Source organism: Paraflavitalea devenefica (assembly GCF_011759375.1).
In the GTDB taxonomy this organism is placed as follows: domain Bacteria; phylum Bacteroidota; class Bacteroidia; order Chitinophagales; family Chitinophagaceae; genus Paraflavitalea; species Paraflavitalea devenefica.
This window is the reverse complement of record NZ_JAARML010000003.1, coordinates 886,228-910,984: the sequence shown is the minus strand read 5'-3', so window position 1 is coordinate 910,984 and position 24,757 is coordinate 886,228. Positions and strand designations below refer to the sequence as shown.

5 protein-coding genes are annotated in these 24,757 nt (G+C 44.9%); 3 read left to right on the top strand and 2 right to left on the bottom strand.

The features are described from left to right. Nucleotides 1-32 precede the first annotated feature (32 nt). Entirely contained in the window at nt 33-20,126 is a 20,094-nt protein-coding gene (locus HB364_RS21910; protein ID WP_208420037.1) for an HYR-like domain-containing protein, read from the top strand. Nucleotides 20,127-20,138: 12 nt separating this feature from the next. Beyond that, nucleotides 20,139-21,152, top strand: coding sequence for a PorP/SprF family type IX secretion system membrane protein (locus tag HB364_RS21905; RefSeq protein ID WP_167290447.1), 1,014 nt, complete (start codon nt 20,139-20,141; stop codon nt 21,150-21,152). 5 nt (nt 21,153-21,157) lie between these two features. On the opposite strand, the gene HB364_RS21900 is transcribed toward HB364_RS21905, so the two are convergent. Next, the gene (locus HB364_RS21900) at nt 21,158-22,438 is read right to left on the bottom strand and encodes an alpha/beta fold hydrolase (RefSeq protein ID WP_167290446.1); all 1,281 of its coding nucleotides are present in this window, start codon (nt 22,436-22,438) and stop codon (nt 21,158-21,160) included. 277 nt (nt 22,439-22,715) lie between these two features. On the opposite strand from HB364_RS21900, the gene HB364_RS21895 reads away from it, so the two are divergent. Beyond that, nucleotides 22,716-23,264, top strand: coding sequence for a hypothetical protein (locus tag HB364_RS21895; RefSeq protein WP_167290445.1), 549 nt, complete (start codon nt 22,716-22,718; stop codon nt 23,262-23,264). A 3-nt stretch (nt 23,265-23,267) separates the two neighbouring features. Here the strand turns inward: HB364_RS21895 and HB364_RS21890 are convergent, their stop codons facing one another. Further along, on the bottom strand, nt 23,268-24,734 hold the full coding sequence (locus HB364_RS21890) for a hypothetical protein (protein ID WP_167290444.1): 1,467 nt from the start codon (nt 24,732-24,734) through the stop codon (nt 23,268-23,270). Between the last annotated feature and the right edge of the window lie 23 nt (nt 24,735-24,757).

Genomic DNA, 24,757 nt, shown 5'->3' with positions numbered 1-24,757 from the left:
CATGGACTGCTACTGACGCCTGCGGCAATACGGTGACAGCTACACAAACGCTGACTGTAACTGATAATACGCCACCGGCACTTTCTGGTGTTCCTGCCGATGCGACTGTTCAATGTGGAAGTATACCAGCCGCTGCGACAGTTACAGCGACAGATAATTGTGATCCGACAGTATCTGTAACTTTTGCAGAGACCAGTACCGTTGTTGACGGTTGTGGTACTATTACGCGTACCTGGACAGCCACCGATGCCTGCGGCAATACCGTTACTGCTACGCAGATATTAACTGTAGTTGATAATACACCACCAGTACTCTCCGGTGTTCCTGCCGATGCGACTGTTCAATGTGGAAGTATACCAACCGCTGCTACAGTTACAGCGACAGATAATTGTGATCCTACAGTTCCTGTGACCTTTAATGAAATAGTTAGTGTTACCGATGGTTGCGGAACTATCACCAGAACCTGGACTGCCACCGATGCCTGTGGCAATACGGTGACTGCCACACAAACGCTGACTGTACAAGACAATATACCACCGGTATTAACGGGCGTTCCTGCAGATGCTACAGTTCAATGCGGTGCTATTCCTGCTGCAGCAACAGTCACCGCAACAGACAATTGCGATCCTACTGTGCCGGTATCAATGACCGAGACTAGCGCTATTGTTGATGGTTGCGGTACGATTACCAGAACCTGGACTGCTACTGATGCCTGCGGTAATACAGTGACTGCAACTCAAACGCTGACTGTCGTTGATAATACACCACCAGTATTAACCGGTGTACCAGCTGATGCAACGGTTCAATGCGGTGCAATACCTGCAGCAGCAACAGTGACTGCCACAGATAATTGCGACCCGACAGTACCGGTTACAATGACCGAGACCAGCATTGTGGCTGATGGTTGTGGCACTATAACCAGGATCTGGACTTCGACCGATGCTTGCGGTAATACCGTGACTGCGACACAAACGCTTACTGTACAAGACAATGCACCCCCAGTTCTCACCGGTGTACCTGCTGATGCGACAGTGCAATGCGGTTCAATACCAACCGCCGCCACAGTAACTGCGACAGATAATTGCGATCCGACTGTGCTTGTAACCTTCAATGAAGTAAATAGTGTAACCGATGGTTGTGGAACCATTACCCGCACCTGGACAGCGACCGATGCCTGTGGTAATACCGTTACTGCAACTCAAACACTGACAGTACAAGACAATACTCCACCGGTATTAACCGGTGTTCCAGCCGATGCCACTGTTCAGTGTGGCGCAATCCCAACTGCCGCAACCGTAACCGCCACTGATAATTGTGACCCGACCGTGCCGGTTACAATGACAGAAACAAGCGCCGTAACCGACGATTGTGGCACGATTACCAGAACCTGGACAGCGACCGATGCCTGCGGCAATACGGCGACTGCGACTCAGACATTAACTGTTGTTGACAATATTCCTCCGGTATTAATCGGTGTACCTGCCAATGCAACCGTTCAATGTGGTAGCATCCCTGCAACAGCCACAGTGACTGCTACTGACAATTGCGATCCGACTGTGACGGTTACAATGACCGAGACCAGTACTGTTGTTGATGGTTGCGGCACGATTACCAGAACCTGGACAGCTACTGACGCCTGTGGTAATATGGTAACAGCAACTCAAACGCTGACTGTTGTTGACAACACTCCACCTGTATTATCTGGTGTGCCGGCTGATGCGACTGTGCAATGCGGCAGCATCCCTGCTATAGCTACAGTTACTGCCGCAGACAACTGTGATCCAACAGTTCCTGTAACGATGACAGAGACCAACACTGTAGTTGATGGATGTGGTACAATCACGAGAACCTGGACTGCAACCGATGCCTGCGGTAATACGGCGACTGCAACTCAGACATTAACCGTAGGAGATAATACGCCGCCAGTATTATATGGTGTTCCTGCCGATGCCACCGTACAATGCGATGCTATACCAACCGCCGCAACAGTGACCGCTACAGATAATTGTGATCCAACAGTACCTGTAACTTTTGGGGAGACCAGTACTGTGGCGGATGGATGTGGTACGATTACCCGCATCTGGACCGCCACCGATGCCTGTGGCAATACGGTGACTGCGACTCAGACCTTAACTGTAGTCGATAATACTCCACCTGTATTATCTGGTGTGCCCGCTGATGTAACGGTTCAGTGTGGAAGTATACCCACCACTGCTACAGTGACTGCAACAGACAATTGCGCCCCAACTGTCCCTGTAACCTTTGCTGAGACTACTACCGTTGTTGATGGTTGCGGTACGATCACCAGAACATGGACCGCTACGGATGTTTGTGGCAATACAGTGACTGCGACTCAGACTTTAACGGTTGTTGACAATACGCCACCGGTATTAACCGGTGTACCTGTAGATGCGACCATTCAGTGCGGTAATATACCAGCCGCAGTTACGGTGACTGCTACTGACAATTGCGATCCTACTGTACCGGTGACAATGACTGAAACAAACGCCGTAACTGATGGCTGTGGCACCATTACCCGCACCTGGACAGCTACCGACGCCTGCGGCAATACAGTGACTGCGACACAAACACTGACAGTAGTTGATAATACGCCACCGGTATTAACCGGTGTTCCAGCTGATGCGGCTGTTCAGTGTGGCGCTATTCCTGTTGCAGCAACTGTGACTGCCACAGATAATTGTGATCCGACTGCGGCTGTAACATTTAATGAGACTACCACAGTTGTTGATGGCTGTGGCACCATTACCCGCACCTGGACAGCTACCGACGCCTGCGGCAATACAGTGACTGCGACACAAACACTGACAGTAGTTGATAATACGCCACCGGTGCTCTCTGGTGTTCCTGCCGATGCCACTATTCAGTGTGGTTCTATTCCTGCTGCAGCTACCGTAACTGCAACAGATAACTGCGATCCTAGCGTTCCTGTAACTTATAATGAGACCAGTACTGTTGTTGATGGTTGCGGCACGATCATCAGAACCTGGACAGCTACTGACGCCTGCGGCAATATAACGACAGCTATTCAGGCACTTACTGTAACCGATAATACACCGCCAGTATTGACCTGTCCACCTGTACAAACTTTCTGTAAAGTACCAGGTAATAACTATAATATCCCCATTTTAGTTGCATCTGATAATTGTAGTGGGAGTGTGGTAATCACATTTGATATCACAGGAGCAACAACGGGAAATGGATCTGGTAATAATGCTAGTGGAACATTTAATGAAGGGACAACAATAATAATCTGGACTGCAACAGATAAATGCGGTAATACTTCCACATGTACAACATCTGTAACAGTAAATCCAATTGTTACCACTGCAATAAATGCTACCATTTGCTCTAATCAATTACCATATACCTGGAATGGCAATAATTATAATGCCGCCGGAACATATAAAGATACTTTAACCAGTGCTGCCGGTTGTGATTCTATCATAACGCTGACATTGAATGTAAACCCGGCCGTAACAGGAACTCAGGCTGTTACAATTTGCAGCAATCAATTGCCATATACCTGGAACGGAAACAGCTACAATTCCGCTGGCATTTATAAAGATACGCTGGCCAACGCTGCCGGTTGCGATTCTGTAGTTACTTTAACATTGAATGTGACCCCAGTAGTAACCGGTGCACAGACAGTTACTGTTTGTAGCAATCAAATTCCATACATCTGGAATGGCAACAGTTATAATTCAGCTGGCACTTATAAAGATACCCTGACCAGTGCTACCGGTTGCGACTCTATCGTAACGCTGACATTGAATGTTAATCCTGTAGTAACCGGTTCACAAACAACTACTATCTGTGACAATCAAATTCCATACATCTGGAATGGCAACAGTTATAATTCAGCAGGTACTTATAATGATACTCTGACCAGTACTACTGGTTGCGATTCTATCGTAACCCTGACATTGAATGTGAACCCAACAATAACCGGTTCACAATCGACTACCATTTGCGCCAATCAATTACCATACACCTGGAACGGAAATAATTATAATATCGCAGGTACCTATACCGATACACTGATCAATGCCGCCGGTTGTGATTCTATTGTAACTCTGATCTTAAATGTCAATCCTGTAGTAACCGATGCTCAGACAGTTACAATCTGTAGCAATCACTTACCCTATATATGGAACGGCAACAGCTATAATACAGTCGGTACTTATAAAGACACTTTGATTAGTTCCACTGGTTGTGATTCTATCGTCACTCTTACATTGAATGTCAATCCTGTTGTGATCAGTACCCAGACCGCAACAATATGTAGCAATCAACTGCCTTACACCTGGAATGGCAATAGCTACAATGCCACCGGAACTTATAAAGACACATTGACCAGTGCCGCCGGTTGTGATTCGATCGTAACCCTGACTTTGAATGTTAATCCAACAGTAACTGGTTCTCAGACAGTTACTCTGTGTGCTAATCAACTTCCATACTCCTGGAACGGCAACAGCTATAACGCAGCAGGTACTTATAATGACACTTTGACGAGTGCCACTGGTTGTGACTCTATTGTAACCCTGACCTTGAATGTGAACCCTGTATTGACCAGTGCTCAGGCGGTTACTATCTGTAGTAATCAACTCCCCTATAGCTGGAATGGCAACATCTATAATGCGACCGGTACTTATACAGATACACTGACCAGTGCTGCAGGTTGCGATTCTGTAGTGACACTAACCTTGAATGTGAACCCAACACTGACTGGCTCAGAAACTATCACAATCTGTAACACCCAATTGCCATACATCTGGAATGGTAACAGTTATAATGCAGCTGGAACTTATAAAGACACATTGACAAGTACTGCAGGTTGTGACTCTGTAGTTATACTGACATTGAATGTTAATCCTACAGTAACCGGCTCACAAACGATAACTGTGTGTGCAAGCCAATTGCCATACACCTGGAATGGCAATAGCTACAACGTGGCAGGTACCTATAAGGATACATTGGCCAGTGCCAGCGGTTGTGACTCTATCGTCACGCTGATCTTGAATGTGAACCCGACACTGACTGGCTCAGAAACCATTACAATCTGTAATAATCAACTGCCATACACCTGGAATAGCAACAGTTATAATGCAGCAGGCACATATAAAGACACTTTGACCAGTGCTGCCGGTTGTGACTCCATTGTAATCCTGACCCTGAATGTGAACCCGACACTAACAGGTTCAGAAACCATCACTATCTGCAATAACCAATTGCCATATATATGGAATGGCAATAGCTTCAATGCCGCAGGCACATATAAAGACACTTTAATGAGTGCAGCGGGTTGTGATTCTGCCGTAACCCTGATTTTGAACATAAACCCGACCGTAACAGGAACTCAGACTGTTACAATTTGCAGCAATCAATTGCCATACACCTGGAATAGCAATATTTACAACGCAGCTGGTACATATACAGATACTTTGATCAGTGCTGCTGGTTGCGATTCGATTGTAACCCTAATATTGAATGTGAACCTAGCAGTAACCGGAGTGCAGGCAGTTACTATCTGTAGCAATCAACTGCCATACACCTGGAATGGCAATAGTTATAATGCAGCAGGCGCTTATAAAGACACCTTGATCAGTGCTGCTGGTTGTGACTCTATTGTAACCCTGACCCTGAATGTGAGCCCGACACTGGCAGGTACAGAAACCATCACAATATGTAATAACCAGTTGCCCTATACCTGGAATGGCAATAGCTACAACGCAGCAGGGACCTATAAAGATACTCTGACCAGTGCTGCCGGTTGTGATTCTATCGTAATACTTACTTTGAATGTGAACCCGACAGCAACGGGTGTCCAGACAGTTACTGTTTGCAGCAATCAACTTCCATACAACTGGAATGGCAACAGTTACAATATCGCAGGAACCTTTAAAGATACTCTGGTCAGTGCCGCCGGTTGTGATTCTGTTGTAACTCTGACCCTGAATGTTAATCCGACATTGACGGGTAGTCAAACAGCAACGATTTGTTCAAATCAACTTCCATATATCTGGAATGGCAATAGCTATAATGTTGCAGGAACATATAAAGATACTTTGATCAGTGCAGCGGGGTGTGACTCTGTGACAACTCTTACATTGAATGTTAATCCAGCATTGACTGGTAGCGAAATAGTCACAATTTGTAGCAATCAGCTACCGTACACTTGGAACGGCAATAGCTACAATTCTGCAGGAACTTACACAGATACATTGACCAGTTCCGCTGGTTGCGATTCTGTAGTGACTCTAACGCTGAATGTGAACTCAGTTGTGACCGGTTCGCAAACAGTTACAATCTGCGCTAACCAATTACCATATACCTGGAACGGTAACGGCTACAATGCAGCCGGCATTTATCAAGACACATTGATCAGCGCTGCCGGCTGCGATTCTGTAGTGACACTGATATTGAATATTAATCCGACATTGACTAGTACGGAAGCTATCACAATATGTAATAATCAACTGCCTTATACCTGGAACAGCAATATCTATAATGCGGCGGGAACCTATAAAGATACTCTGACTAGTGCAGCAGGTTGTGATTCTATCGTAACTCTTACTTTGAATGTGAACCCGGCACTCTCCGGCACTGAAAGCATTGCAATATGCAACAATCAATTGCCATACACCTGGAATGGCAACAGCTATAATGAAGCAGGTACTTACACAGATACGCTGGCCAGCACCGCTGGTTGTGATTCGATCGTCACTCTGACCTTGAATGTGAACCCGACACTGACAGGCTCGGAAACCATCACAATATGCAACAACCAGTTGCCTTACACCTGGAACGGTAACAGCTACAATGCAGCAGGCACCTATAAAGATACTTTGACGAGTGCTTCCGGTTGCGATTCTGTAGTTACGCTTATGTTGAACGTTAATGCTGTAGTAACCGGTGCACAGACAATTGCAATATGCGCAAATCAACTTCCGTACACCTGGAATGGTAATAGCTATAATGCAGCTGGATCTTATAAAGATACTCTGACGAATGCTGCTGGTTGCGATTCTATCGTAACGATGACTTTAAATGTAAACCCGGTACTTACAGGTTCAGAGACAATAACCATTTGTAACAATCAACTGCCGTATACCTGGAATGGCAATAGTTATAACGCAGCTGGCACATATACTGATACATTGATTAGTGCTGTTGGCTGCGACTCAGTAGTTACTCTGACATTGAACGTAAACCCAACATTGACTGGTACTAATACTATCACTATTTGTAACAATCAACTGCCATACACGTGGAATGGCAACATCTATAATGCAGCAGGTACTTATGCAGATACGCTGGCCAGTGCTGCCAGTTGTGATTCTATCGTAACTCTGACTTTAAATGTGAATCCTGTATTGACTGGCGCAGAAACGGTTACTATCTGTAACAATCAACTACCATACACCTGGAATGGTAGCAACTACAGCGCAGCAGGAACCTATAAGGATACATTGACTAGCTCTAGCGGTTGTGATTCAGTAGTTACGCTCACATTAAATGTTAATCCAATACTAACCGGTTCGCAAACAGCTACGATTTGCTTTAATCAACTACCATACACCTGGAATGGCAACAGCTATAATGCGGCCGGCACTTATACCGATACTCTGACCAGTACCGCTGGTTGCGATTCTATTGTCACTCTGACATTGAGTGTTAATCCAACAGTAACCGGTACGCAGACAGCTACGATCTGTACTAATCAACTGCCATACACCTGGAATGGCAACAGCTATAATGCAGCAGGTACTTATACAGATACTCTGACTAATGCCGTCGGTTGTGATTCTGTAGTTACACTGACATTGAATGTAAACCCGATACTGACAGGTACAGAGACAATCACCATCTGTTCTAATCAACTTCCGTATATATGGAATGGCAATAGCCACAACGCAGCAGGTACTTATAAAGATACGCTGACCAGTGCCGCTGGTTGCGACTCTGTAGTTACTTTGACATTGAATGTTAATCCAACCTTGACCGGCGCACAGACAGTTACGATCTGTTCTAATCAGTTACCCTATACCTGGAATAGTAATAGTTATAATGCAGCAGGCACCTATAAAGATACTTTGACGAGTGCAGCTGGTTGTGACTCTATCGTCACGCTGACCCTGAATGTGAATCCGACACTGGCAGGTACAGAAACCATCACAATATGTAATAACCAGTTGCCATATATCTGGAATGGCAATAGCTACAACGCAGCAGGGACTTATAATGACACTCTGACCAGTGCTACTGGTTGTGATTCTGTAGTTACGCTGACGTTAAATGTAAACCCTGGAGTAACCAGTACCCAGGCCGTTACAATTTGTAACAACCAGTTACCCTATACCTGGAACAGCAATATCTACAACGCAGCAGGAACATATAAGGATACTTTGACAAGTACTGTAGGTTGTGATTCTATTGTAACTCTGATCTTAAATGTCAATCCTGTAGTAACTGGCGCTCAGACAGCTACAATCTGTACTAATCAACTGCCATACACCTGGAATGGCAATAACTATAATGCAGCAGGCACATATCAAGATACCCTGACCAGTACCGCTGGTTGTGATTCGGTAGTTACGCTCACATTGAATGTGAACCAGACACTGACTGGCTCAGAAACTATCACAATTTGTAACAACCAATTGCCATACACCTGGAACGGCAATAATTATAATACATCCGGAACTTATAAAGACACATTGACCAGTTCCGCTGGCTGTGACTCTATTGTGACACTGACATTGAACGTTAATCCGGCATTGACTGGTTCAGAAACGATTACACTCTGTAACAATCAATTGCCATACACCTGGAATGGAACCAGTTATAATGTAGCAGGTACTTATAAGGACACTTTGACGAGTGAAGCGGGTTGCGACTCTGTAGTAACCCTCACATTGAATGCAAATCCTGTAGTAACCGGCGCCCAAACAGTTACAATTTGTGCTAACCAATTACCGTATAGTTGGAATGGCAATAGCTTCAATGCCGCAGGCACATATAAAGACACTTTGCTGAATGCAGCGGGTTGTGATTCTGTAGTTACTCTGACATTGAATGTCAATCCTGCAGTAACCGGTTCGCAGACTGTTACAATCTGTAGCAATCAACTGCCGCACACCTGGAACGGCAACAGTTACAATGCAGCAGGAACCTATAAGGATACTTTGATCAGTGCAGCTGGTTGTGACTCAGTAGTTACACTGACATTGAATGTAAACACAACATTGACTGGTTCAGAAACCATTACTATCTGTAACAATCAATTGCCATACACCTGGAATAGCAATATTTACAACGCAGCAGGTACATATACTGATACTTTGATCAGTACGACCAGCTGTGACTCTATAGTAACTCTGACCTTAAATGTGTACCTGGCATTGACTGGCTCAGAAACCATTACTATCTGTAACAATCAACTTCCTTACACCTGGAATGGTAATAGTTATAACACAGCTGGTACGTACACTTACACTTTGATCAGTGTTGCGGGTTGTGATTCTGCGGTTACCCTGACCCTGAATGTGAATCCGACTTTGACCGGTTTGCAGGCAGTTACTATTTGCTCTAATCAACTTCCATACTCCTGGAATGGAAACCAATACAATGTTGCAGGCATTTATGCCGATACGTTGACTAGCTCCACTGGTTGTGATTCTGTGGTTACGTTGACCTTGAATGTAAGCCCGACGCTAACTAGTTCAGAAACCATCACAATATGTAGCAATCAACTTCCATACAACTGGAATAGCAATATTTATAATGTAGCAGGTACTTATACAGATACACTGACCAATGCTGCGGGTTGTGATTCTATTGTCACGCTGACTTTAAATGTGAACACAACTGCCACAGGTTCTCAGACTGTTACGATCTGTAACAACCAGTTGCCATATATATGGAATGGCAACAGTTATAATACGGCTGGAATCTATACAGATACTTTGATCAGTGCGACCGGCTGTGACTCTGTAGTTACCCTTACACTAAACGTTAATCCAACTGTCACGTATTCTCAGACCGTTACGATCTGTAGCAACCAGTTGCCATATACATGGAATGGCAACAGCTATAATGCTGCCGGAACATATAAAGATACTTTGATCAGTATCACTGGTTGCGACTCTATTGTTACTCTAACCTTGAATGTGAACCCAGCATTGACTGGCACAGAAACTATCACAATATGTGATAACCAATTACCGTACACCTGGAATGGAAACAGTTATAATGCCGCTGGAACTTATAAGGATACTTTGATCAGTACTTCCGGTTGTGATTCTGTGGTTACCCTGATCTTGAATGTGAATCAAACTTTGACCGGTTTGCAGGAAGTTACTATTTGCTATAATCAACTTCCATACTCCTGGAATGGTAACCAGTACAATGTTGCAGGCACTTATGCCGATACACTAACTAACTCCACTGGTTGCGATTCTATCGTAACTCTGACATTGGTTGTGAACCCTGTAGTAACCGGCGCACAGACAGTTACAATTTGTAGTAATCAACTCCCATACACCTGGAATGGAAACAACTACAACACAGCTGGCATTTATAAGGATACTTTGACGAGTGCTGCTGGTTGCGACTCCATCGTAACATTATCCTTGAATGTAAATCCGACCCTGACTGGTTCAGAGACTATCACAATCTGTAACAACCAATTACCGCATAGCTGGAATGGTAACAGCTATATTACGGCTGGAACCTATACAGATACATTGATAAGTGTTGCCGGGTGTGATTCTATAGTTACATTGATCCTGAATGTAAATCCGATACTGACCGGTACAGAAACGATAACCATCTGCAACAATCAATTGCCCTATACCTGGAATGGTAACCAATTCACAGCCGCTGGAATTTATGCTGATACGCTGACCAGCGATGCCGGTTGCGACTCTATAGTTACCCTTACATTGAACGTTAATCCAACTGTCACGGGTTCTCAGACTGTTACGATTTGCAACAACCAGTTGCCATATACATGGAATGGCAACAGTTATAATACGGCTGGATTCTATACAGATACATTGATCAGTGCGACCGGCTGTGACTCTATAGTAACTCTGACCTTAAATGTGAACCCGATATTGACTGGCTCAGAAACCATCACAATCTGTAACAATCAACTTCCATACACCTGGAATGGTAATAGTTATAACGCAGCTGGTACATATACTGATACTTTGATCAGTGCTGCGGGTTGTGATTCTGTAGTTACGCTGATCTTGAATGAAAATCCCACACTGACAGGTACCGAAACTATCACAATATGTAATAACCAATTGCCATACATATGGAACGGCAATACATACAATGCGACTGGGACTTATACCGATACATTGATCAGTGCGACCGGCTGTGACTCTATAGTAACGCTGACGTTGAATGTGAACTCAATACTGTCCAGTACTGAGGCCATAACCATCTGTAACAACCAATTACCGTACGCCTGGAATGGCAATAGCTATAATACAGCTGGAACGTATACTGACACATTGACTAGCATTAGCGGTTGTGACTCTATAGTTACATTGACATTGAATGTTAATCCTATATTGATTGGGGCAGAAACTGTAACCATTTGTAACAACCAACTGCCGTATAATTGGAACGGCAACCAGTACAATGCGGCCGGAACTTACACAGATACGCTGACCAGTACTGCCGGTTGTGACTCTGTAGTTACGCTAACCTTGAACGTCAACTCAATTGCAACCGGAACAGAGACCATTACTATCTGTAACAGCCAATTACCATACACCTGGCACGGCGACAGCTATAACACAGCCGGAACCTATAAAGATACTTTGGTCAGTACATTTGGTTGTGATTCAATCGTTACACTGACGTTGAATGTGAACCCGACATTTACTAGCTCAGAAACTATCACAATATGTAACAACCAGTTGCCCTACACCTGGAACGGCAACAGCTATAGCGCAGCTGGTACTTATACAGATACTCTGACCAGTACAACCGGCTGTGACTCTATCATTATTCTGACTTTGAATGTGAACCCGACATTTACTAGCTCAGAAACCATCACAATATGCAACAACCAATTGCCCTATACCTGGAATGGTAACCCATTCATAGCCGCTGGAATTTATGCTGATACGCTGACCAGCGCTGCCGGCTGCGACTCTGTAGTTACCCTTACGTTAAACGTTAATCCTACGGTTACCGGTGCACAGACCATTACGATCTGTAGCAACCAATTACCCTATAACTGGAATGGCAATCAATACAACGCTGCCGGAACTTACACAGACACGCTGATAAGCGCTGCTGGCTGTGATTCTATAGCTATGCTGACCTTGAATGTAAATCCGATACTGACCGGTACAGAAACGATCACCATCTGCACTAATCAATTGCCATACACCTGGAACGGCAACAGCTATAATGCCGCTGGAACTTATAAGGATACTTTGATCAGTACTGCTGGTTGCGATTCTATTGCCACGCTGACATTGAATGTGAGCCCAACACTGACTGACTCAGAAACTATCACAATATGTAATAACCAATTACCATACACCTGGAATGGAAACAGTTACAATGCTGCCGGAACTTACACAGATACGCTGACCAGTGCTTCCGGCTGTGATTCTGTAGTGACTCTATCATTGAATGTTAACCCTGTAGTAACCGGTGCTCAGATAGTTACAATATGTAACAATCAACTACCATACACTTGGAATGGCAACCAGTACAATGTTGCAGGAACTTATGCTGATACCCTGATCAACATAGCCGGTTGTGACTCTATCGTAACCCTGACATTGAATGTGAACTCAACTGTTGCGGGTTCTCAGATTATTACAATCTGCAACAACCAGTTGCCGTACGTCTGGAATGGCAATCAATACAATGCCGCGGGAACATATATAGATACCCTGACCAGTTCTGCCGGTTGCGACTCAGTTGTTACCCTGGTGCTGAATGTCAGTCCAACGATAACCGGTATTGAAACCATCACTATCTGTAGCAATCTGCTACCTTACACATGGAATGGAAACACATATAATGCAGCAGGAACCTACACTGACACACTGATCAGTGTCGCTGGTTGTGACTCTATTGTAACGCTGACGTTGAATGTGAACCCGGTATTGACTGGCTCAGAAACCATCACAATCTGTAACAATCAACTTCCATACACCTGGAATGGTAATAGTTATAACGCAGCTGGTACATATACTGATACTTTGATCAGTGCTGCGGGTTGTGATTCTGTGGTTACGCTGATCTTGAATGAAAATCCCACACTGACAGGCACAGAAACGATCACAATATGTAACAACCAATTACCGTACATCTGGAACGGAAACAGTTATAATGCCGCTGGGACCTATACAGATACATTAACCAGTTCTGCCGGTTGTGATTCAATCGTTACACTGACGTTGAATGTGAACCCGACACTGACAGGCTCAGAAACTATCATCATCTGTAACAACCAGTTACCCTATACCTGGAATAGCAACATTTATAGCGCAGCTGGTACTTATACAGATACCCTGACCAGTGCTTCCGGCTGTGACTCTATCATTACTCTGACTTTGAATGTGAACCCGACACTTACTGGCTCAGAAACCATCACAATATGCAACAATCAACTGCCGTTTACATGGAATGGAAATCAGTACAATACAGGAGGGCTTTATACGGATACACTGATCAGTACTGCGGGCTGCGATTCGGCAGTTATACTGACATTGAACGTCAATTTAATTGTAACCGGTACAGAAGCCATCACCATCTGCAACAATGAACTACCATATACTTGGAATGGCAATAGTTATAATGCAGCAGGTACGTATACCGATACACTGCTCAGCGTTTCGGGTTGTGATTCAGCAGTTACTCTTACCCTGAATGTAAACCCGATATTAACCGGCACAGAAACCATCACCATCTGCAACAACCAATTACCGTACACCTGGAACGGTAGTAGCTATAATACTGCTGGCACTTATACTGATACATTGACCAGCGCCGCCGGCTGTGATTCAGTAGTTACACTGACATTGAACATTAACTCAATTATAACCGGTACACAAACCATCACAATATGTAATAACCAACTTCCATACATCTGGAATGGTAATCAGTACAATACCGCAGGCACTTATACAGATACCCTGATCAGTATTGCTGGATGTGATTCTATGGTAACCCTGACTTTGAATGTAAATCCGACATTGGCAGGTACAGAAACCATCACAATCTGTAACAACCAATTGCCTTATACCTGGAATGACAGCCAGTATAATTCTGCCGGAACCTACATTGATACCCTGATCAGTGCTACCGGCTGCGATTCTATTGTTATCTTGACATTGACTGTAAGTCCGGTAGTGACAGGTACACAGACCGCTACTATTTGCTCTAATCAACTGCCCTATACCTGGAATGGTAATCAATATACAGCCGCTGGAGTTTATACTGATACGCTGACCAGCGCTGCTGGATGTGATTCAGTAATAACCCTGACATTGTCCGTTAACTCAATTGTAACTGGTACAGAGACTATCACAATTTGTAGCAACCAATTGCCATACACCTGGAATGGTAATCAGTACAATGCCGCCGGAACTTATACCGATACCTTGTCCAGCGCCGCTGGATGTGATTCTGTGGTTACGTTGACATTGAATGTGAACCTAACACAGGCTGGCACAGAGACCATTACCATCTGTAACAATCAATTACCATACACCTGGAATGGTAACCAGTACAATACCGCAGGCACTTATACTGATACTTTGACCAGCGCTGCCGGTTGCGACTCAGTAGTTACTCTGACATTGAATATAACCCCGATATTGACCAGTGCTCAGACAGTTACTGTGTGTCCAAACCAATTTCCGTTTACCTGGAACGACAACAGTTATAATTCTGCAGGAACTTATACAGATACCCTGACCAGCGTTGCCGGTTGTGATTCAGTGATTACACTGACCTTGAATGTAAACAAAATACTGACCAGTACAGAAAACATCACCATCTGCAACAATCAATTACCATATGCCTGGAATGGCAATCAGTACAATGCCGCAGGCACTTATACTGATACTTTGATCAGCACTACCGGTTGCGACTCCGTAGTCACCTTGACCCTAAATGTAAGCCCGGCATTGACTGGCACAGAAATCATCACCGTTTGCAACAACCAATTGCCATACACCTGGGGTGGTAACAGCTACAATGCGGCAGGAACATACACAGATACGCTGACCAGTGTTACCGGTTGCGACTCTGTAATTACATTGATATTGAATGTGAACCCGATATTGAATGGCTCAGAAACCATCGCCATTTGCAATAACCAGTTACCTTACACCTGGAATGGCAATCAGTACAATGCTGCCGGAACGTATACAGATACGCTGATCAGTGCTGCGGGTTGTGACTCCGTAGTCACCCTGATATTGAATATCAATTCAATAGTAACCGGCACAGAAACCATCACAATCTGTAACAACCAATTGCCCTACACCTGGAATGGAAACAGTTATAATGCCGCCGGAACCTATACAGATACCCTCACCAATGCCACTGGTTGTGACTCTGTAATCACCTTGACCTTGAATGTAAATCCGATACTGACCGGTACAGAAACCATCACTATTTGCAATAATCAATTACCGTACACCTGGAATGGCAACGTTTATAATGCAGCTGGAACTTATATAGATACCCTGACCAGTGCAGCGGGCTGTGATTCTACCGTCACTCTTACTTTGAATGTGAACCCAATCCTGACAGGTGCAGAGACCATTACCATCTGCAACAACCAATTGCCATACACCTGGAATGGCAATACATACAACGCAGCGGGGACTTACATTGATACTTTAATCAGTGGTGCTGGCTGTGACTCCGTAGTTGCTTTGACATTGAGTATCAATTCAATAGTAACCGGTACAGAAATCATTACCATCTGCAACAATCAACTTCCATACACATGGAATGGCAATCAGTACAATGCTGCCGGAACTTACATGGATACATTGACCAGTACTTCCGGTTGTGATTCAGTAGTCACCCTGACCTTGAATGTGAACTCAATATTGACTGGTGCAGAAACGATTACTATATGTAACAATCAGCTTCCATATACATGGAATGGTAACAGCTATAGTACAGCAGGTACATACACAGATACGTTGATCAGTGCTGCCGGATGTGATTCCGTGGTTATGCTAACCTTGGATGTGAACCCGACCCTGACCGGCACAGAAACCATTAGCATCTGCAATAACCAATTACCATACACATGGAATGGTAATACTTACACTGCAGCGGGGGCCTATACCGATACGTTGATCAGCGTTTCGGGTTGTGATTCTGTTGTTACCCTGATCTTAAATGTGAACCCGATATTCACCGGCACAGAAGTTGTCAAAATCTGTAGCAATCAATTACCATACACCTGGAATGCTAACCAGTACAACGCCGCCGGAACTTATACAGATACGCTGACCAGTGCAACTGGTTGTGATTCCGTGGTGACGCTGTCACTGAATGTTAATCCGACCCTGGCTGGTTCAGAGACTATCTCAATCTGTAACAACCAATTACCGTATAGCTGGAATGGCAACAGCTACGTTACGGCTGGAACCTATACTGATACATTGATCAGTATTGCCGGGTGTGATTCTGTAGTTACATTAATCCTGAATGTAAATCCGATACTGACCGGTACAGAAACGATCACCATCTGCAACAATCAATTGCCATACACCTGGAATGGCAACCAATTCACAGCCGCTGGAATTTATGCCGATACGCTGACTAGCGCTGCCGGTTGTGATTCAATAGTTACCTTTACCTTGAATGTAAATCCAATATTGACTGGCACAGAGGTTGTCACAATCTGCACCAACCAATTGCCTTATAGTTGGAATGGCAACGCTTACAATACAGCAGGCATCTATATTGACACACTGGTTAGCGCTGCCGGTTGCGACTCAGTCGTTACCCTGGCGCTGAATGTCAACCCAACGATAACCGGTACTGAAACCATCACTATCTGCAACAATCTGCTACCTTACACATGGAATGGGAATACATACAATACTGCAGGAACTTATGCTGATACACTGACTAGCACAACTGGTTGTGATTCTGTGGTTACGTTGACCTTGAATGTGAGCCCGACACTGACAAGTACAGAGACCATCACAATCTGTAACAATCAATTGCCATATAGCTGGAACGGCAACAGCTATAATGTCGAAGGAACATATATAGATACGCTGACCAGTGCTGCCGGTTGTGATTCGATCGTAACTCTTAGTTTGAATGTGAACCCGACACTGGTTGGCACAGAAACAATCACAATATGTAACAACCAATTGCCGTACACCTGGAATGGCAACAACTACACCACAGCAGGAACTTATAATGATACTTTGACCAGCGCTGTCGGTTGCGACTCCGTAGTTACCTTGATCCTAAATGTAAGCCCGGTATTGACTGGTACAGAAACAATCACTATCTGTAATAACCAATTACCTTATAGCTGGAATGGCAACAGCTATGATGCCGCAGGTACTTATATGGATACATTGATTAGTATCGCCGGATGTGATTCAGTAGTTACGCTGACATTGAACGTTAACTCAATTGTAACTGGAACAGAGACCATCTCGATATGTAACAACCAGTTTCCATACACCTGGAATGGCAATCAGTACAATGCCGCCGGAACTTATACAGATACACTGGCTAGTTCCGTCGGTTGTGATTCTGTAGTTACCCTAACCTTGAATGTAAACCCAATTTTGACTAGTACAGAGGTTATCGCCATCTGCAATAATCAATTGCCGTACACATGGAATGGTAATCAGTACAATGCTGCCGGAACTTATACAGATACGCTGATCAGTGCTGCGGGTTGTGATTCCGTAGTCACCCTGATATTGAATATCAATTCAATAGTAACCGGCACAGAAACCATCACCATCTGTAACAACCAATTGCCCTACACATGGAATGGAAACACATATAATGCAGCAGGAACCTACACTGACACACTGATCAGTGCCGCTGGTTGTGATTCTGTGGTGACGCTGTCACTAAATGTTAATCCGACCCTGACTGGTTCAGAGACCATCGCAATCTGCAACAACCAATTACCGTACACATGGAATGGCAATGTGTACAATACCGCCGGTACTTATACCGATACGCTGATCAGTGCAGCTGGTTGTGATTCAGTAGCTACCCTAATATTGAATGTAAATCCGATACTGACCGGCGTAGAGACTATTACCATATGCAATAATCAATTACCATATACCTGGAATGGTAATCAATTCACAGCCGCTGGAATTTATGCCGATACGCTGACTAGCGCTGCCGGTTGCGACTCTGTAGTTACATTGACATTGAATGTGAACGCGATATTGACTGGCTCAGAAACCATCGCTATTTGCAATAACCAGTTACCTTACACCTGGAATGGTAATACTTACAATGCAGCGGGTACTTACAGCGATACTCTAATCAGTGCTGCTGGCTGTGACTCCGTAGTCACCCTGATATTGAATATCAATTCAATAGTAACTGGCACAGAGACCATCACCATCTGTAACAATCAATTACCCTATACCTGGAATGGTAATACATACAATACAGCAGGAACCTATACAGATACCCTGACCACTTCCGCGGGTTGTGACTCTATAGCAACCCTGACATTGCATGTAAACCCGACACTGGCAGGTACAGAAACTATCACTACCTGCGCCAACCAATTGCCGTACACCTGGAATGGCAACCAGTACAATGCGGCAGGAACTTATACAGACACCCTCACCAGTGCTGCCGGTTGCGACTCCCTGGTAACGCTGATTTTACATATCAACTCATCCTATACCAAAACAGAGAATATATCTACCTGCGCAAGTTCCTATATATTACCCAGCGGTGCAATAGCAACGGCCAGCGGGGTTTATACATCCGTATTTACAAATACCATAGGTTGCGATAGTACAATTATCACCAACTTAACATTACAAGGTTCACCAACGTTGATGGTAACCAACCCGGCTTCGGTTTGCGGACAAGGCACGGTGGATCTGACAGCTCCGGCCATTTCTGCCGGCAGTGACACAGGTTTGATCTATTCATATTGGTCAAATGCTGCGGCCACCTCACTAATGCCAAATCCCAATGCCATAACAACCAGCGGAACCTATTATATTAAAGCCACAAATGCTGCAGGCTGCTACACCATCAAACCGGTCGTTGTACAAATAATACCATTACCAACAGCCATTATAGCAGGAGGCAATATTTGTGCCGGCTCAAAAACCATTTTAAACATTACACTTACAGGAAAGGCGCCGTTTACGATCACTTATAACGACGGAACTTCCAACCGCACTATTCCTGCTATTACAGGAACAATTTATCGACTGGAAGTGTCGCCAACTACCAATACAACATATACCATAACAAGTGTTTCCGATGCCAATTGTACAAATAATGCAGTCAGCACTGCTGCGGTAGTCAATGTAACACCGGCGATTGCCTCCATCAGATATCCGGATGTAACCACTACGGTGAATGTTCCTACTCCACTGAAGGCAAGAGTATTGGGCAGCAATTATTCGTACAGATGGGCACCATCTATAGGATTGAGCAGAACCAATATTTACAATCCTGTGTACAAATATTCGCAACGGATAGAATACCTGATCTACATAACTTCTGATGCCGGATGTATTATCGTAGATACCCTGGTTGTAAAAGTTATTAGTCAGCCACGAATAGATGAACCGCCAAATCTTTGGGTACCCAACGCCTGGACACCCAACAAGGATGGTCATAATGACTTCCTGTTCCCGTTCACCCTCAACATCGTTGAACTTAAATATTTCCGTGTATTCAACAGGTGGGGGCAGTTGATGTTTGAAACACAGGAGTTGGGCAAAGGATGGGATGGAATATTTAAAGGGGTGCCGCAGGTAATGGATACCTATACCTGGACAGTAGAAGCTATTGGAAACGATGGTACCGTATTCAAGCGGGCCGGTAACGCAATGTTATTAAGATAAAAAATGTGCATTATGAAACAGCAACAAATTTTGAAATCATTTTTGTTTTTGCTCATTTTGCCGGGGTATGGATTTACCCAGGACCCGAGCTTTTCACAGTTCTTTTCATCGCCCTTAAATATCAACCCGGGGCTTACGGCAAATATCAATGGCAAATGGAGGCTTATCACCAATATCCGGGATCAATGGATCGGCCCTGCCAGCCCCTATGCCACGGGAACAATTTCTTACGACAGTAAGATCATGAAAGACAAACTTCCTGAAACAAGTACGTTTGGATTGGGAGGTATGCTGATGTATGATTATGCCATGTCGGGTATCCACAAAAGCATATATGCATCGCTCAACGTTTCGTACAATATAACACTGGCCAGGGATGCCGGCGATCACAGGTTTGGGATCGGAGTGGGTGGCATTTATGGCAGCAAAACGATAGATTTTGACCGGCTCGTTTTTGGAGAACAGTTTACCGGGCATGGTTTTAATACCAACCTGCCTACAGGTGAAGCAGCGCTGATCAACATGAAACCCTATATTTCCTCCAGTGCAGGAGCCACCTATAGCTATACCACCGATTATTCCAATATTGACCTGGGGGTTGCCTTTTTCCACCTGAATAAACCCAAACAAACCTTTTTGAACGATCCGCACCAATATCTTGCCATGAGAAAAGTGGTGCATGCCAATTTTGAAACACGCCTGAATAACAACATACTTTTTAATGCCAATGGCATTTATCAATATCAGTCGGCTGCGAATTATTTTTCCATCGGTGGCGCATTAGGGTTTTTCATTGATGAAACTGGCGATGATCAGATATTGAACCTGGGTGTTTGGTATTGGTCAAAAAATGCTATCATCCCCTATATCGGAATGCGGTACAAAAGCCTGCAATTCGGTTTCACCTATGATATCACCATTTCAAAACTCAGCGAGGCCGAGCGAAAGCCCAAGACCTTTGAAGTGTCATTTATAATAAGAGGAGATGACAATAAAAAAGGCTATATCTGGTGTCCCTGGAAATAGTCTTACTATTTCAAAAAATCCAGCACAGTTTTGTTGAAAAGCCGGGCATTTTCCTGTGGCATATAATGGCTGCCCTTGGAAAAAATAACCAGTTGTGCGCCATTGATGTGCTGTGCAATGCCTTTCGTATGTTGTTCTTTAATCAGGTCATTTTCCCCGGCCATTACCAATACCGGGCAATGGATGGCGGCCAGGTCGTCGAACTTCAAGTTCGGCTCCTCCAGCAACAGGTTCATTAGCCGTAGATCATTCCGGCTGCGGGCGGAAGTATCTTTGGCCAGTTGCTTTTGCCGGGCATGTATTTCTTTGAAAACAGCCGGTATCACTGCGTCCTTATTAATGAAAATATTGGCGCCCATCACCGCCAGCCTTTTTACTTTCCGGGGATATTGCATGGCCATGATCAGACCGGTATTTCCGCCATCACTCCACCCCAGGATGTTCACACTATCCAATTGAAGGTGATTGAGCAGTTCATACATATCACGGGCAAATAAATGATACGTATACCGGGTGCCATCTTCAGATGATTTACCCTGCCCACGGGTATCTACCGCAATCACTTTATAATGATCCTTAAAAAAGTCTATCTGCTGTTCGAATTCACCAATGTTCTGTCCATTGCCATGCAGCAGCAACAGGGGTTCACCCTGGCCATAGGTTTCATAATAGATGTTGGTACCATTAACGTGGGCAAACCGGCCTGCTGCCGGATTGTTACCATAGGTAACAGAGGCCGTATTGTTCTTGCCATCATACCAAAAAGAGCGGGCGCCTTCAACAGGATTGGCCAATGAAAAAGTAAGCGGCAGGATCTGTTGTGCATGAAAGAAATACCAGCCGCTGTTGGCAGGGACGGTATCTTCAAAGCCGGCATTGATGATGGGCACCGCTTCCCATTTACCCTGGTTATATACACTGAGCCGGAAATTGTCAAAATAAAACTGTCCCCTGCCCTGGAATAATCCGCCGAGTATGATCACATCAGCATCTTTTTTACTCACATTACCTTCGATGGTAAAGGTTTTCCATTCCGGCAGTACCGGCATATTATAGGTGTTCCTGAAGAAACCTATCTTTCTGTCTTTTTTATCTACGCGCAGCCATATCCCGGCCTTGCCGGTAGAGTCAAGCTGATCCATGCGCAGGTCGGCTTCCAGCTTTATCTTTTTGCCGGCATAGGGGGCAGCCTGGATGAGTTGGCGGAAAGCAAAGAAGTCCTGTTTACGTTGGGCATCAGACAATAAGGGGATCAATAAGCAAAGGAGACAGCCTAGGTACTTCATACAACCGGACAGATTTCGTGTTATTTTAATTATCCCTTTGACGAAAATAACAGCCGTAAGGTTGGGTATCTTTTGAGGAATCGTATCAAGCACTTTTGATTATAATAATTTGGCTTTAAATGTATTAGAATTCGGCAAAAGTCCTGTCATCCTTGTACCATCCATGTACTGAGTGCGCTTTAACCTACCAGGATGACACAAGGTTGGTACCAGGATGGCAGAAGGATTATCGGATGTCCATTATATTAATTTATTTACTAATTTTAAGCAAATAAGCATGGCGCGCTACGACACCATACCACCGGTAACGGGTACCATTGGTCCCATCTGCATCTATAAGATGTATGGGCAGTATTTTTTGCGTTCCCGCAGCTCGCTTACCGGCGAGCGGGTGAAGAAAGATCCCGCTTTTCGCAAAACGATGCAATATGCTGCCCTGCTGACTAAAGCTTCCCGAATTGGTTCTGCTGTGTATGCTTTAGTGTCTGCAGAGCGAAAGCAACATACTCTCTACCGCAAACTCACCGGTGAAGCCATGACCTGGCTAAAGTACCAATGGAAGGAAGAAGACATCATCGCTTATTTGACCAAACAATACACCGGTAAAGAGATGCCGGTGCAGGAGCCTGCCGTAACAATACTGAAAGCGCCCCATCGTCGCCGCTCACGGCGCATCAGAAGCACACTACGGGACCTGCTGGAAACAACACCGGTAAAGAAGCTGTCGCGCCACCTGCTTGACTGGCGTGAACGGGAGCGGGCATGCCGAAGGCGATATAATGAAACGATTAGGGCGTATCCCTGGGGGGAATATGTGATGACGTGAATACTAAAAATTGTATCCAACTCTAAACTTCACCGCTTGTGCCCGCGGTTGCTGCTGATAGCTGAGGAAGTCCCACAGCAATTGCAGTTTTGTTTTCTTGAATGTTTTACTTTTTAAGGAAATGATCTTGCTGATGCCTACCAGGCCGCTTTGCTGCCATTTGTCGCCCTGCGCTGCTATGTCCGGCGTAACCGTTTCGTTGGTGGTCAGCGGCTGGTAGTTGTATTCAAAGCCACCGGAAGCAAAGAAGCTGCCTTTGAGCTTTACGTCGAGAAAAGAACGCAGGCCCGCTCCCTGGCTGCTAATGGCGATGTTTCGGATGTCTTTACCCCAGCCTACCTTGTAACTGCCGCCAAGGCCTATGACGCTTTTATCGCTGAGTTTATACCCTACCGACAACCCGACATCGGAGGTAGTCGGGAAGAAGTTATTGGATTTCTGGGTTTGCAGGTTGGTGCCATATTCCAGCCGTTTCCAGAAGGATTTTGTTTTTTGGTTGTTCGGCTTAAAATCAGGCATGTCCATATCGGCCCCACCGGCGCCCAGCTTGTTGATCTTGTCTTTGAGCTGGTTCAATTGCGCCTGGGCGGCCTGCAGATTTTGCTGCAGCATTTGCTGGGCATTGGGACCTGCAGCCGCAAACTGGGTTTGCATGAGTTGCTGTACCTGGCTGCGGGTTTGCAAACCGGCCAGGCTTTGGTTGCTGCCATAACCCGCCGGCACGGAAAAGAGTCCGGCCAATTCGGAGTGCTGTTGCATAAAGCTCTGAAAAGCAGGGAGTTTATTTAAAAGCCCCAATGCTTTTTGCAACATTTTATCGGGATCGTTCAGCATGTCTTTGTATTCCTGTACCTGCTGGGAATAATAAAATAGTTCCTTGTTAAAATCCTGGTAGCCTTTGGTAAGCCCCTTCGGAAGATTCGTATAGCGACTGAGGGTGGCCTTGATCTGTTCTTTGCGTTGCCTGATGAACGCTTTTATCTGTTCAGTCTGCTGCAGTTTGCCCTGTAATTGCTGTACCTGCTGCAGGGAGCTGGTAACCTGTTTGGCTTGTTCGGACTGGAGCAGGTTACTGTTCTGTTGAAGAAAGGACAGGGAAGTTTTTAATGAATCTACATAGGGCAGGTATTGGCCGCCTGCACGGCCGGTAACAGTTGTTGGATTTTTGAGTTGTTCACCAAGGCGTGCATACTGTTCAGCAGAACCCTCAAAGAGTTGTTTGGCGGCGGCAGAATCGGTCTTTTGTAATTTCCTTCTGAGCTTTTCTTCCTTCCTGGCCAGTCTTTGCAGGTACTTTTCGGTTTGCCGCGTGAGTTGGGCCTCTAGCTTTTCCGTCTTCTTTTGAATACGGTCGTTAAAACGGGCAGGGAAGTTGATGAGTTTATCTGTAAAAGAGGGAGACTCCTGTGCAGCAACATATTGCAGACAGGTAAGGTTTATTAAGAGGATAAGCAGCCATGGACTTCTCATGGACTATCAGGGTTTGGTTGTGA